General features: G+C 57.0%; 11 protein-coding genes. 8 read left to right on the forward strand and 3 right to left on the reverse strand.

The window, feature by feature from the left end; genetic code table 11:
• Positions 1 to 40: 40 nt before the first annotated feature.
• Positions 41 to 1,006 carry a CBASS cGAMP-activated phospholipase gene (locus PQQ86_RS39115; protein WP_408279611.1) on the reverse strand — a complete coding sequence of 322 codons (966 nt, stop codon included), beginning with the start codon at positions 1,004 to 1,006 and terminating at the stop codon, positions 41 to 43.
• Between the two features lie 542 nt (positions 1,007 to 1,548).
• On the opposite strand from PQQ86_RS39115, the gene PQQ86_RS39120 reads away from it, so the two are divergent.
• From PQQ86_RS39120 to PQQ86_RS39130, 3 genes are all read left to right on the forward strand, one after another.
• Complete coding sequence (locus tag PQQ86_RS39120) at positions 1,549 to 2,640, forward strand: IS630 family transposase (protein WP_408279612.1); 1,092 nt, start codon at positions 1,549 to 1,551, stop codon at positions 2,638 to 2,640.
• Positions 2,641 to 2,677: 37 nt separating this feature from the next.
• Entirely contained in the window at positions 2,678 to 3,628 is a 951-nt protein-coding gene (locus PQQ86_RS39125) for a DUF4365 domain-containing protein (RefSeq protein WP_408279613.1), read from the forward strand.
• Between the two features lie 746 nt (positions 3,629 to 4,374).
• Positions 4,375 to 5,391, forward strand: coding sequence for a hypothetical protein (locus PQQ86_RS39130; RefSeq protein ID WP_408279614.1), 1,017 nt, complete (start codon positions 4,375 to 4,377; stop codon positions 5,389 to 5,391).
• Positions 5,392 to 6,173: 782 nt separating this feature from the next.
• Here the strand turns inward: PQQ86_RS39130 and PQQ86_RS39135 are convergent.
• Together PQQ86_RS39135 and PQQ86_RS39140 are read right to left on the reverse strand one after the other, a co-directional pair.
• Positions 6,174 to 7,241: a hypothetical protein gene (locus tag PQQ86_RS39135; RefSeq protein WP_408279615.1), complete on the reverse strand. Its 1,068-nt coding sequence runs from the start codon at positions 7,239 to 7,241 to the stop codon at positions 6,174 to 6,176.
• Between the two features lie 118 nt (positions 7,242 to 7,359).
• Positions 7,360 to 8,124 carry a CHAP domain-containing protein gene (locus PQQ86_RS39140; RefSeq protein WP_408279616.1) on the reverse strand — a complete coding sequence of 255 codons (765 nt, stop codon included), beginning with the start codon at positions 8,122 to 8,124 and terminating at the stop codon, positions 7,360 to 7,362.
• A gap of 764 nt (positions 8,125 to 8,888) precedes the next feature.
• Here PQQ86_RS39140 and PQQ86_RS39145 point away from each other — a divergent pair.
• The 5 genes from PQQ86_RS39145 (at position 8,889) to PQQ86_RS39165 (ending at position 13,417) form a co-directional block, all read left to right on the forward strand.
• Entirely contained in the window at positions 8,889 to 9,449 is a 561-nt protein-coding gene (locus tag PQQ86_RS39145; protein WP_408279617.1) for a hypothetical protein, read from the forward strand.
• An 11-nt stretch (positions 9,450 to 9,460) separates the two neighbouring features.
• Positions 9,461 to 10,144: a hypothetical protein gene (locus PQQ86_RS39150; RefSeq protein ID WP_408279618.1), complete on the forward strand. Its 684-nt coding sequence runs from the start codon at positions 9,461 to 9,463 to the stop codon at positions 10,142 to 10,144.
• 11 nt (positions 10,145 to 10,155) lie between these two features.
• Positions 10,156 to 10,872 carry an RES domain-containing protein gene (locus tag PQQ86_RS39155; protein WP_408279619.1) on the forward strand — a complete coding sequence of 239 codons (717 nt, stop codon included), beginning with the start codon at positions 10,156 to 10,158 and terminating at the stop codon, positions 10,870 to 10,872.
• A gap of 156 nt (positions 10,873 to 11,028) precedes the next feature.
• Entirely contained in the window at positions 11,029 to 12,363 is a 1,335-nt protein-coding gene (locus PQQ86_RS39160; RefSeq protein ID WP_408279620.1) for a metallophosphoesterase, read from the forward strand.
• A gap of 19 nt (positions 12,364 to 12,382) precedes the next feature.
• Complete coding sequence (locus PQQ86_RS39165; protein ID WP_408279621.1) at positions 12,383 to 13,417, forward strand: GTPase-associated system all-helical protein GASH; 1,035 nt, start codon at positions 12,383 to 12,385, stop codon at positions 13,415 to 13,417.
• Positions 13,418 to 13,565 lie beyond the last annotated feature (148 nt).

Here is a 13,565-nt window from a genome sequence, read left to right on the forward strand (position 1 = left end):
ATCATGGCCGATTCGAATGACTGCCAGTTCAGCCCTTATCTCATCGGTAGATCGAAACAAATGGCTCAACGTGTATTCCGTTTAAAAATCGCTCGCGAGCTACTTTCAATTGGCCTTCCGCCCTAGCCACACTTCGACCGCGTCCGGCGAGGGACTGTGCATTACTCGCACGATCCATCGGAATCTTTTCTGGTACGGGCAAGTTGATACGCTGGAGGCGATCTCCGACCAAAAGCCGAGCCTGCGCTTGAGCAGCTGTCGCTTGGCCCGCCATTAGCACATTTATTAGATACTTGCTCCAACCAAACAATCCAGCATGACGGTTCTGAGAAAAATAAATCAACTCATTGGTAGTGCCGACACTCAATACGTCAATTTCCGACAAAGGCCGTCCCAGGAAGTGAACTGCCTCCACAATGCCGACGAGCACCGGATCGTTAGCCCAGACTCCACCATCAATGTAATCAATTCCCTGCCGATCCCTTATGGAGGCCGCCGAGAAATACGTCGGGGCCGACGCTGTGGCGATAGCAATATCGACTGCGGGTTTGTCGTATTCATATCGAAGCCGTTCGTGGTGAGCGGTCTTGAACGTACATGCTGTCCCCTTCGAGCTATCGAAGGTGGGTATCACCAGCCTGACCAACGAGTCGCCGAGCTTCCTTTCTCCAAGCACGTCTAATAAAACCTTGCGGAGATTTTCCTGTTGATGTTTTGGCCGGAAAAAATGACGTAATACCGCCGTGCTGCGTTCAAGATAGCCATCGGCCCCAAAGATTTCGCGACCCCGCTCGCAGTACATTTTCTCGATTTCTTTCGCGGGAATTCCCATCCCGAGACCAATCGCCAGTATGCCTCCAGTTGATGTACCAACGATTAAATCAAAGTGATCAACTACCCGCCGCCCCAATGTTTCTTCGAACTGCGCAAGGACGCCTGCCGTGAACGCGCCGTTGATGCCACCGCCATCCAACGTAAGGACTCGACAACGTGCTCGCTTGGACATAAAGCCTCCTCATACGTCGGCGGCCGCCGGACAGAAATCATCAGCGTATGCGAATCTTCGCATGGTGACAAATCGGGATCGTGTCGTTATGGACAGTCACATTTGTCCGCCAGGGAAGCATGACGGCGCCTTCATCAGGTGTCTAATCGGTCGCGGCCGAACGGTTCTCGCTGGCGAGCGCTGTTTGGGTCTGGCGTTACTCGCGCATAACGGCGCTGCCTGCATTCACGTCGACGGCGGGCCTGGGTTCGCGTCCGCCTCTCTCGAAAAGCTCGTTTGCTGCGGTCATGACGGGGGCGGACGGGTCGCGATCGCGCTGAGGCGGGACGGAGCCCGCGTGCGATGGCTGGCCGCGGCTCGCCGACAGGAGGGTGTGGCAGAATCGGCTCGTTGTCCGAACGTGTGCCGCGATACACTGCTCCAGTCTGAGACAGAAAGTGCACGTCCGCGCCGAAGGAAACGCGCAGCTAGTGTGCCGTTCTGTTGTTAACTAATCTATGTTCACGTAGCATGCTGGTATCAACGGAACGGGAGATACCAGCATGTCGATGGGACGGCCGAAGGCCGAACTGGTGTTGAGTGAAGATGAGCGCTCGCAACTGACTTCGATAGCGCGTTCGCGCTCGATTTCGGCGGCGCTGGTGACGCGTGCGCGCATCGTGCTGGCTGCTGCTGCCGGGGAGCCCAACAGCGCCATTGCCCAGCGTCTTCAGCTCACGCGTGCGACGGTGGGCAAGTGGCGTATCCGGTTCCTGGAGCATCGCATCAACGGGCTGTATGACGAAGTGCGCCCCGGCAAGCCGCGCACGATTGACGATGAGCGGCTGGCTCAACTGATTCACAAGACCCTGCACACCAAGCCAGCGGATGGCTCCACGCACTGGAGCGTGCGCACGATCGCCGCCGAAACGGCTATCTCGCCCACGAGTGTGCACCGTTACTTCAAGCTGCTGGGCCTGCAACCGCATCGCAGCGAAAGCTTCAAGCTCTCGACCGATCAATTCTTCATCGAGAAACTGCGCGACGTGGTCGGCCTGTACCTGAGCCCACCGGAGAACGCACTGGTACTGTGCGTGGACGAGAAGAGCCAATGCCAGGCGCTCGAACGCACGCAACCCATGCTGCCGATGGGCTTCGGCTACGTCGAAGGTGTTACCCACGACTACGTTCGTCACGGCACCACGACACTGTTCGCCGCCCTGAACGTACTCAATGGCGCAGTGCTCGCCACCTGCAAGCCGCGCCATCGGCATCAGGAGTTCCTGTCGTTTCTGCGCGAAATCGACAAGGCCGTACCGGCTGAACTCGACGTGCACTGCATCGTGGACAACTATGGCAGTCACAAGCATCCCAAGGTCAAGGCGTGGCTCGCAGCAAAGCCCCGCTGGCACATGCATTTCATCCCTACCTACAGTTCGTGGCTCAATCAGGTCGAACGCTTCTTTGCGCTGATCACCGACAAGGCCATCCGCAGAGGCTCGTTTGGCTCGGTCAAACAACTGATCACGCGTATCGATCAGTTCGTTTCCCACTACAACGAAAACTGCAAACCATTCATGTGGACCGCTTCCGCTGATTCCATCCTCGAAAAGCTACACAGACTTTGTTCGCGAATCAGCGGAACGGGACACTAGATCCTCGCCAACAGACTAAAAGCCACCCTTTACCGCTATGGTTTCCACAGATCCGTTCGAGCCCGACGACATTCCTCTTCCTCAGTTTCCGGATGCGCATGTCACCGATCAACAGGCCGAACTCGTGTTTCGGACCCTGCTCGTTCCCGAGTGGATTCAACGAAAAATCGAACGGGACTACGGACTCGACTTCGAGATTGAGTATTCGAAACAGGGCCTCGTGACTGGCCCGAAGGCCCTGATTCAAGTCAAGGGCCTGCATGCGATCCCTTGGACGCTGGACGGGCGATTGACCTATCGGTGCGTCAAGGTTTCGAGCACACATTACTGGCTCCGGCAGAACAATGCCGTGATGTTGGTTGTTGCGGATGTCAGCGAACGAAGCGCCTTTTATGTTTCCGCAAAATCGTATATCCGTGCTCACTATGAGACGCTGATGGAGGAGAGGCCAGTCCCTTTCCGCCTCGATAAGCAGTTTCAGGTTTTGGATCGAGCCGACCCTTCCTTCTATCTGGATGTTTTAGCTGAGGAGAACCTTGAGCGACGGGATGCTGCGATTGGCGAGTTGCTCAGCTTCCAAAGCGCGTTCCATCACTTCCACAAGCTCAACTACCGGAGAGATCCTCACATGCCGGTCGACAGTGCAGATCGTGTTAGCGCATTGCGCGACCTCGTTGTGGACTGCTCGCGCCTCAGCAAGGCTCTCGGTGAAACGCTTTTTTTGAACCTTGACTTCACTCCCCTTGCGGATTGGCGGCCAGAGAACGCGGGCAATGTGTTCGAATCCGATCTCACGTTGTGGCTTGATCGAATGGATCGCGCATTAACGAAAATGGTCCAATCGGCGCGGCACCTAGTCCTTGAGCGAGAGCGGGCCTACTGGGCTGCGAAGTTGCCTGAGATTGTGGACAAGGTGCAGCGCCTGAGTCAGAGAACCGCCGAAACTTGGACACGGGACGCGTGGGCCGGCGTTGCGTCGCATCGATGAGCGCGCACCTCTGGGCGCGCTCGTTCTGACACGTTTAGCCGGCCGCGTCCGCGCGATCGTGCTCGACGCCGAAATGACTCATGGGCGCGTCGGGCGCATGCAAGCTCTGGCTGTCTGCTCGGATGCCAGCATCGCCCGTACCTTGGCGGTGCTTGGGTTGAATCTGATCCACTGCTCGCCTTTCTTTTCAATACGACAGTGCCGAAATAAGAGAACATGACAGTCGCTATGCCGATCGCGCGGACTGGCTTATCTGCGACAAGCCGGGATGGCATCCGTCAGACCCAGGTTCGATGGATGCCGCATGCCTCATGGCCAAGCGTCAGCGTGAGGGCAGGTTCGGGCGTCCATCAGCGGTGCTGGCATTTCAACGTCCAGCCTGAGGATGTCGGGTGGGGCGAACGCTCCCTGCCAAGCTTGAACGGTCCTGCGCGGCGCAGTGCTAGCAACGGCAGGTGCCGGGCTTGACCGGACATCCGCTGTAGAGTCGCGGGCAATACGCTAACGCCACGGCAAGAGGAATGCTTGGTCATATTAGCAACTTGATCAGCGGTGACTCGCGCCAACTTCGAGGGTCCACCTGCTGAGTGAACGTTGGGCATGGAGGCCAAAAGGCCGGTAGGTGTATCTAACATTCAAGCGGCTGCTATTGGCGGGGTTGAGACGCCTTGGCGGCCACGTTAGGTTCGGATCAGTAGTTGGACGCTGCCCCCGCGACATTTCGCCGACTGACGGAGTCAATTGCCATGATCAGGAATCTAGGTTGTATCGTAGGCATCCTAGCCGTGAATATGCTGGTCCTATCGGACGCGTACTCCCAAACCTGTCCTCTTTCAGCGCCGGAATCGTCCTCATTGCCGCGCTTTCTGGATGGCCATGGCGTCCTGATCAGTCAGTCTCCTGCTGCTGTGCTATTTATGTCGGGGGTTGAGCGCGATGAGGACGGTGCCCCAAAGGCATACCATGTTGGCATGGCTGATGGCGGTCGTGACCCAGGTATGGACGCCATTTGTGATGGCGGTGACGTTTTGGAATTCCATGAAAATGACAGGCAGCTATATAACCGATATGCCAAGGGCGGAAGTGAGGGCAAGCTGTCCGGCGTCTCGTCAGATGGCAAAACGAGCGAGACCGCTTTGTGCAAGCATGACTACATTACGATCCGGGATGCGGGTTTTCCGCCGTGCGGGCCGGATCATCTTTGCATGCGCTGGTACGGCGTAGCAGTAAGCCCTTTACGATCGTGTGGCTACAACTACTCCAAGGATATGGGTTGCGGAGTGCCGGTCAAGCAGGTTGATGCGAACGGGAAGGAGACGGGATTCTACTTGACGACAAACACGCTGATGCGACCCGGGGCACCCTACAACTCTAATGTGCAGTCGGACTACGCGGACGCCACACAGGTCCCGTTTATCGTAATGCCGGGTGGATTAAAGCTGCCCATGAAGGCGACCTGGGCAGCCGGCGATCTCGCAGTCGTGGCGTGGCATGGACATGTTGCGTATGCCGTCGTAGGGGACAGTGGCCCGTCGAACAAGATCGGCGAGGCCTCGCGTGCGCTTTTGGCCGAACTTAGCGCCTGGAGCATTTCGGCGAATGATCCTGCTACAACGCTAGTCTTTCCGGGCACGGCACATAGGATTCGTGGCCAATGGCCGCTGACGAAGGACCTGATCCGCAGCGAAGCCGCAAAGTTCATCGAAGATTCGCAGTGGCGGGGTGCACTACCGCGATGTGCCGGGCTTGAGAGACTTCATTGATAGCTCGAGCGGAGCCCAAAAGCCTCCCTGAAAGGCCGGGCTGGGGCAAGCTACTGACCGATCTGGAGTCTGATAAGGGCCCTAGTCGTCCCCTTTCGTTCGGGGAGTTCTCGATCTGGCGCAGTATCCTCGTGAAAGGGAACTGTGCGACGATCGTTCTCGCCAAGTTAGCCGACAAGTAGCGCGGGATTGCGCCGAGGCCATAAGCTGTGTCCGCTGCCCACGTCGTTGTGTACCGGCGAAACCGACTTGGTCGGGCTCATTGCGCGGTTAGCTGCTTCCATTCGTTGCTTCACCGAACATCCTGCACGTCGACTCCGATGGCGAGCGCAGCGCTGCAATTTGCATCCTGGCGGCTGCCACCAAACTGAATGGCCCCGCCACAGAAAGTTACCTGCGCCACGTCGCGGCTCGCACCGCCGAGCGTCCCGGCAATGGTCGTTGTCGATCAGCGTCACCACAACGGCGCGTGAATTCAACGCACCGCGTTCAACGCTTCGATATCAGCACGCTGTCAAGAACAGTCGCGGTCAGATCGTTACAGCGCGAACGGTAGTTGTCTCGGCGAAACCGGCGTTCCCGTGACCGCCAGCGGGGTGGTGCGAACGACCTTAGCTTGCGGACAGCGAGCATTACTGTCCGGCCGCATCCCTCGCGGACTTCGGTCTGTTCGCCATCTCAAGTGCGTCGCTGACTTCAATGCCACTGTATCGAATTGTGCTGTCAAGTTGACCATGTGTTGGCCAGAGTCACCCCTTAACTGAGCGCCTTTCGTGTGTGACTCATTTCGAAAGTAGACTCGCGCCGGGAATATACATCGGAGTCCTAGTGATCTGATTTGTCGGCGCAATTGGGGCAATTAGCTGAAATTGCGTCGGCGGGTCAGGGTTCCATACGATTGCGGTCCCGTTGGGATAGTTCAATTGGATCGATGTGATTGCCCCGCTGGTTACGGCGTTTGCGCTAACGTTCGCTGCTTTTAGCGAAGGAAAACTGGTGATCGCTTGAGCTATCCCCTTGGCAACGTCCGTTACGGATGTTTTGTCTGTGACCAGATATCGAACACTAGCTGGGGATTGGTTAATTTGAGCTGATGTCGCCGTGATAACAGCGACCTCACCCATCGAAAACGGGCCTTTGACCACAATCTGCCTTGCATTTGAAACTGCCCCCGTTGTCGCTGCGGGTGTGGGTGTGGGTGTGGGTGTGGGTGTCGGTGTCGGCGTGGGTGTCGGCGTGGGTGTCGGCGCTGGTATGGGCGTGGGTGTGGGTGTCGGTGCCTGCGCGGCTGCAGCTCCGATCGTCGCGCTAACCGTCATCTGTGCGGAACCAAGGCTACATTGCTGGTGAATCGATTGAATTTTCGACACTTCCAAGGACGCGACAATTGGCGCATTAGGGTCAGTCGGCAACTTACTCACATAGTCGGCTAAGTTTTTATAGTAGGAAGCCTGAATAGCTTGTGCGTAGGTTGCGATCCCCGCTTTCGCATAGATGTCGGTGTTGATTGCCGTCTTCCAACCGCTTGTGATCGTCGCGCTCGCCGTGAGCGCGTGGATAGTCGAAATAGGGGTAAACGCCGTTGCCAACGCGCTGAAAACAGTAGTGGCCATATCAAGTCCGGCATTACTGCTATTTTCTGCAGCACTCAAGTCCGCCATGAATTGATTGCATTTCTGTTCAGAATCGAGAACCACTTTGCCGATGTAGCTAAGATTATTGTTAGCGTCAAGTTGAGCATCATTGATCAACGTATCGCTGAGCGGCGGTGCAGAAACGGTCGCTCTCATCGTGGAGCAACCCACCAGGAACAATGGGGAAATAATGATAACCGTGCGGCGAGAAATCATTTTGTCCTCTTTTTTAGGTATTTTCCTCTCCACGTGCACCGCATTTCGACCTGGCTGGTCCTCCAGAGTGTGACGCGTTCGCGGAGTTTTTGGCTAAAATAATTCAACAAAGGATCTTTTACGGAATTTTGAGGAAGCGATTCAATTTGAGATTGACCTCCACTCGCGGCTCACTACATTTTCCGTTTGAGTAAACCGATAAGCAGCGAGTCATCGGATAATCAGACTTGAAAGAGGAAATGCAAATACAGCTTGAATTACCCGCTTTTGACTGATTCCCGCCGAGGACATTAAAAGCACCGCTTTTGGGGATACTCGCAAGAAACCCGACGTGCCCCAATCCCGTATCTGCGCCTGTGTCTTTTCGATGACAGGTGAAGACGACGATGTCTCCAATGTTTGGCTGAGATGCTGGGGGAAAGCCGTCATTCAGAAATGACTGCGAACCTGGACTGTCGCCGTGTTTCTTATTGGCACGGTACAAGCACCAACGAACGAAAGCAGCACACCACGGGACCAGGTCGTTGGATGCCCGGAGGTTCGTAGCGGTAAAGAAGTCCAATATCAACGGATTCCAGGACGCCGAGTAGGGTCGCTGCTCTAAGTAATCCGCAGGTACTTTTCCACTCACGAAGTAGCTGGCGACGTCGAAAGCGGTCGGCCCGGAAGGAGTAGCCAGGAGGATATTTGCGGCTTCAGATTCGTCTGAAGGTTGCGCTGGATAAATTCCCTGAATATGCTCGGTAGGTGCTGCGATTATTTTCGGATATTGAATGTCCTTTGTTGGAACACCAAAAAACTTGTTGGTGCGTGCAAACAACGCAGCCGGCTCAAAAAATGGTGCCGCGACCACCGCTGAATTGATTTGTCGACGCGTTAGCATCTCGCCACCTCTTTTAAGTACTTATTGATTATTACAGCGTCGATCAACATCACTTTGGTGCAGCTTAGTACGCTGATCCACAATTGCAAGAGCATTCCACTGCGCTCACAATTAGCTTGGTGGCGGTTCTCAATTAGAGGTGAACTGTTGTCTTACTTCGAAAACTGCGAATTAAAGATTCATTTATGAGATAGAAAGGAAACGGTTAGCAAAACGCCTCACTCGCATCTTTCGTCCGGAGGACAATGATATTTTTTTATGCGCTCGCAGTGCGTGCGATCAAGTTTTCCCCGTATGGACGAACACATGACGTGCATGATCGGCGGGTGAGTGGCCGGTGACTAATCGAGAAACCGACACGAAGCGAGCGACGCCGCCTGTCCCGCTACTTGGGCATATGCGCCCGGAGACTGTGCAGGCTGGGTACCGGCCGAATGCACTCGGAAGTGGTCTGAACTTAGCTGGGAAACTCCAGCGCTCCAGCAGCCGAGTTGCCCCGCGCAGAGGGTGTTCGCATTAGAGCATTGACACCCTCGTTCCGCGAGCGAAGTGACAACTTTCTTCCACGACGGCAAACCGTCGCTCGGCATAAGGATGTTCTCCCACGGACACGCGGAGGATAAGGCTCGGGAATGTACCCAGGCGCACCGGCCGGCGCCGATGACGGAGGCGCGTTGCGGGACGCATGTTGCGAAAAACAATAATATTGCGAAAAATGAGAAAACATCTATAATGGGTTCATCCGCTTTCGGGAGATAGCTGCCGTGTTACTGAACTTCAACCTGCTCAACTCACAGTTGGCGAGCGACGCGTCTGCGACTGGCTATTGCCTCAGGGCCAAGCCTCTCCCGGGCGAATACGCATTGCGCGAGGCTCCGCCGGGACGGTTTGCGCTTCACGAATGGGTTGATCCCATCGATCCGGACTACGACAGCGAGCTCAGCTCCGACGGTGAGGTGGCCACGTTAAGTCGATTCGCAAACGTCTACGAGTTCTGGTCCAACCTGTTCAGATTAAAGGTCGAAAAACGCACAAAGTCGCCGGTCGTACGTGCTATCGAAAAGTTGTTCGGCTCGCGACTACGCTACGAAGCCGACTACCTCACGGCCGCCGGGATCTGTCTCTCAAGCCGTTGGCTCGCGCGGGAATATTGGCTTGAGCAGTTGAACTCGCTTGTTGCCCACGCGCGTCGGCTGGCACAACGGCTCGCGGCTGTCCGGTTGTCCCTACTGCAGCGACTTATTAAGCCGACAACCGAGACAGGTAGTTCAGCTGCCATTGCGAAACGCTTGAATCCACTCGGCGCGCCCCCGCAACTTGCCTGAAGGAGGCTTTCATGACACAGGTAACGAAAGAACGGAGCAAAGCATCGGATCTCAAGATCCGGGCCGCACTCACGGGTAATTATGCGGGTGATGCCCGCCAATTGGTCCGGGATGTAGCGGAGTCGTTCGCATCTGATATCGAGGGGACGCTGCGTGTGAAAGTCCCCGAGCTTGCGGACAGTTCAATCCGGGATCTGCTGCGACACGTTCTGGAACTGCGCTTCTCGACGATTCTGGCGTCCGGTGACACCGACGGATCCGAAGCGCGGTCTTCCTCGTTGCCTGTTGTCAACCTGAAACCTTCGGAGGTGATCGAGCAGCGCAGGGTGCGTATGTCGCTCGCGAGCCTGTATCGCTATGTAGAAGCGAACAAGTTCTATTGCGTCGTGCCGTCAGGCCAGAGTAACGGTCGCGAATTTCCCGCGTGGCAATTCGCTGGACCGGTTCCTGAACTGTTGTCGCCCGTGCTTCTCGCCCTTCGGGGGGCGTTGAGAACTGAGGTCCATGCTTTCCTGGTTACGGCGCAGGACGCGCTGAACGAACTGGCGCCAGCAGAGGTATTGGCTGGTGTCCCGTTCGAGACGCGCGCGTCCTTGCACCCGAGCCAGCAAAGACTCTTGCAACTGCCTGCAAACGAACGTCAGCGTAAGGTCCTTGCGCTGATCAGCGGGCCGGGAGCAAGCATGGCCGCCTGAACGGCTATCCAATGAGCGACAACATAAAACCATCCGTTGAACCACCGTCGTACCTGCGCGAGCGCTTGCCGTCGCCAGTGCAATTGAAGGAGTGCCTCACCAACGAACCTTTTGCGGTCGGAGGTGAGGCGCAGCTATACCGCGCTGCGTATCTACCTGAGAGTGTCCTGCCGACGAGCGTGGCGCGAGCGTACCGCTTCGGGCCGCCGCCTGAACTGTATGCGGGCGGCATTGAGATGCCGTTCTGGTGGTTGTACATGGCGCACATGGTCGAAACGGCGATCTGGGAGGCGCAGTTCTGCAAGAATGACGTGACACGACCGGGAACGTTCTATATGGACCCGTTCGCAGTACAGCACGGCATCATCGCTGAACTGAGCTTTCCGCGGCCGCTCCGGCTCTGGAATCTCAATGGCTCTGTTGCCAGTCGTCTCGGCATTTACGACGACCTTTCGAGCCCTGACTATGACTGGTGCCAGTGGCTTGGGTACTACATGGATGTTGCGATGCAGTCGGTCGACGAAACGATACGACCGGATGGGTTTGTGTATCCGTCGCGACGCCACAGGGGCCACACCGCGTTAGCTATTTCCTCTCGTGTCTTGCCGGAACTGCGTGGCGGCGTAGCGCGAACCGAGACGCCGTTTGCCAGACACCCGGATTTCGCTCGCTTGCTCGATGACCGCCTTCGGGTGCAGCCACCGGCAGATGAGGCGCCCGCGGTTTGACAACGACACGGGGATGGAGACGTCTGAGCGCCGCTGCGGCAGCGCGAGGGCGTCCATATCCTTGGTCTATGCATGTCGGGGGTACAAACACGGTGGCCAGAATCTGCTATCGTGGCCCTCGAAAATCAATGTCGAACTAGAGCTAGGGGATCACGGATGAGTCTTTCCTATATTCATCTGTCCGACATCCATTTCGGGCAAGAAGTGGGCGGCACCGTTTTTGTCCACAACGATGTCAAGGAAAGATTGATCGACGATGTCCGTGATTTCGTGCGGGGCCTGCCTGGCCAGCGCGCCGACGGGATAATCGTGTCGGGCGATATTGTTTACGCTGGCAAGCCGGACGAGTATGACGAAGCGGCAATCTGGCTCGACCGCGTCGCGGCGGCAGCAGGATGCCTGAGCACCGCAATTCAGGTTGTTCCCGGCAACCATGACATCGACCGCGTGAAGATCACGCATATGACCAGGCGGGCGCTCGAGGAGATTGCGACAAAGGGGGAGGCCGAGCTTGACTTGATCCTGGGCCAGCCCCTCGACCGTGAGATGCTTTATGGCCGCTTCGAGGCGTATCGCCCTTTCGCTGAGGCGTATGGGTGCCCGCTGGATTTCGAGGGCGGTAACGCCGGCGCACGGATAGCAGAGGTTGCCCCAAATCGCTTGCTCCGGTTCATTGGTCTGAACACGGCGTTAATCTGCGGCGCCCTCAAGAACGAGAAGGGTAAGCTGTTACTGGGTGCACGCCAGCGGATCGTGCCAATGAACCCGGGGGAAGAAGTGGTGCTGATTGCCCACCATCCACTCGACTGGCTGCAAGATTCCAATGACGCCGCACGGTATGTACGCAACCGGGCGCGGGTTCTTATCACCGGTCATGAACACAATCCGTCTGTTCGAGTTGAGGGCGGCCGCGACGGTTCTGATCTGCTGGTGTTGGCCGCCGGCGCGACGGTGCCGCCGGAGGCCACGGACAACTATAACTATGCGTTCAGCGTTCTTCAGTTCGAGTGGGATGCCGCCGCCGACGGATTACGGGTGATAGTGAACCCACGCGCATGGTCGGATGACGACAAAATGTTTCGGGCCGATGTTCAGCGCGCCGGTGGCGAGCAGCTAACGTTCAACCTTGGATGCCCGAATTTCAGGAGGCACCCTCTTGCTGCCCCGATGGAGTCCGAAGTTACAAGTGTCGCACGCGCCATTACCGTTCCGGACGGGCCGCCGGCGCACAGGCCTGAAGCCGCCGCGGAAGACGCGCGCGAAGGAGTGGACCACGTGAGCGACCATTTCGCGGTGCTACGGCTGCGATTCTTCCGGGATCTGAGTCCAGGCAATCGTATTGCCGTACTTGTGAAGTTGCGCGCGCTGCCAGACGACTGGAGTGAGATGCTGACGCATCCGATCGAAAAGCGCGCCCTGGAAACATTTCGGGATAGCGGACGGCTCGACGAACTCGAGCACGCCATAAATGAAGTCCTAGAAAATCGATAATCAACGGAAGGGACCGAAAATGCTCGACATCGCGAAGCACGTCCGAATCTTCGACACCAATCCCACTGACGATCTAGTCAACAAGCGGAAAGCCGCGATCGCTGTGCTCGCCAAAAAATTCTCCGCCGCGACGAAGCTCGGTGAACTATTTGCGATAGGCAATTCAATTGCGGTCGGGGCGACGTCTCCGTCGTTGCCGGAGGCGTTCGCAAAGGAAATCGAGGCGGCGATCAAGGACGAAAGTTCGGCCTTTGTCCTCGAAGGGAACGAATTGGAAGCGTTGGTTTGCGCATTACTTGCGGCCGGTCAAGCCGTGGATGCGGCCAGCGTCGGGGAGAACTGGTATACCTCCACCGTCGTACTCGCCGTCGGCTTATGGTCACCGCTGTCATTCCTCCCGGCAAATAATGAGCCGAAGCTGGAGCTATTGTGCGCCGAGGTGCGAGACATCGCGATGCGACATGTCGCTGCGGTGGCGGAGAGCGCTCGTCGCCGTTCGGAAGTGCCGGCGATCGCGGTCGGATGGCCCAACCCGGCTGAGGCTCCCAAGATTGAGGAAGCCATAAACGAAGGAATGCGCGGCGCGATCGACGCGTTACGGAAAAACGCGATTCTGGATCGCGAAGAACTCGACATCCTTTGGTGGGCCTTGGGCGACCGGAGTAGCTTGCTTGGACAGAGTCTGTCGACTGCGTCGACAGTCCAGACGGCGGTCGCTGCGGGTATCGAAATCGGGCGTATCGTTCGCAGACCGCCGGCCGACGCGCACAAACACCTGGCGCTTCGGCACGTACGAGAGGATCGAGCGTTGTCTCTGGAAGAGCTGCTCACGGAGATCGCACCGGTTCGCTCCCGACTCTCGTTGACGGGAAACCCGTTGACACGTGCAAAGCAGAATTCACTGGTTTTTCCGCTTACTTGCGCGATCGCGACGGGCAAAGGCAATGCGACAACTGGCGCCGAAACAACACGCCCATTGTCGGACTGGTGCGCGAGAGCGTTGCTCGAGACCGCAGTTCTCGAGCTAACAGAAGATCCTCACCCCGGGGTTTAGGAATGGGCACGAATTGCGGCAAGGAGAATTGCACGGTCGCCGAAACGGGCATTTGCCTTTTGAATAACAGGCCGGACGCTTGTCCGGAGCGGCTTGATCAAGGGGCAACTAGTGCGACTGCATCGCTCACGGATCAGCTGCAAGTTCT

Origin of the sequence: Paraburkholderia sediminicola (assembly GCF_046026675.1) — a bacterium.
Lineage (GTDB): Bacteria > Pseudomonadota > Gammaproteobacteria > Burkholderiales > Burkholderiaceae > Paraburkholderia > Paraburkholderia sediminicola_F.

What these genes read in the sequence shown, in the direction of transcription:
- PQQ86_RS39130 (WP_408279614.1), top strand. Translation starts at nt 4,375, where the DNA reads ATGATCAGGAATCTAGGTTGTATCGTAGGCATCCTAGCCGTGAATATG.
- PQQ86_RS39155 (WP_408279619.1), top strand. Translation starts at nt 10,156, where the DNA reads ATGAGCGACAACATAAAACCATCCGTTGAACCACCGTCGTACCTGCGC.
- PQQ86_RS39150 (WP_408279618.1), top strand. Translation starts at nt 9,461, where the DNA reads ATGACACAGGTAACGAAAGAACGGAGCAAAGCATCGGATCTCAAGATC.
- PQQ86_RS39160 (WP_408279620.1), top strand. Translation starts at nt 11,029, where the DNA reads ATGAGTCTTTCCTATATTCATCTGTCCGACATCCATTTCGGGCAAGAA.
- PQQ86_RS39165 (WP_408279621.1), top strand. Translation starts at nt 12,383, where the DNA reads ATGCTCGACATCGCGAAGCACGTCCGAATCTTCGACACCAATCCCACT.
- PQQ86_RS39125 (WP_408279613.1), top strand. Translation starts at nt 2,678, where the DNA reads ATGGTTTCCACAGATCCGTTCGAGCCCGACGACATTCCTCTTCCTCAG.
- PQQ86_RS39140 (WP_408279616.1), bottom strand. Translation starts at nt 8,124, where the DNA reads ATGCTAACGCGTCGACAAATCAATTCAGCGGTGGTCGCGGCACCATTT.
- PQQ86_RS39135 (WP_408279615.1), bottom strand. Translation starts at nt 7,241, where the DNA reads ATGATTTCTCGCCGCACGGTTATCATTATTTCCCCATTGTTCCTGGTG.
- PQQ86_RS39115 (WP_408279611.1), bottom strand. Translation starts at nt 1,006, where the DNA reads ATGTCCAAGCGAGCACGTTGTCGAGTCCTTACGTTGGATGGCGGTGGC.
- PQQ86_RS39120 (WP_408279612.1), top strand. Translation starts at nt 1,549, where the DNA reads ATGTCGATGGGACGGCCGAAGGCCGAACTGGTGTTGAGTGAAGATGAG.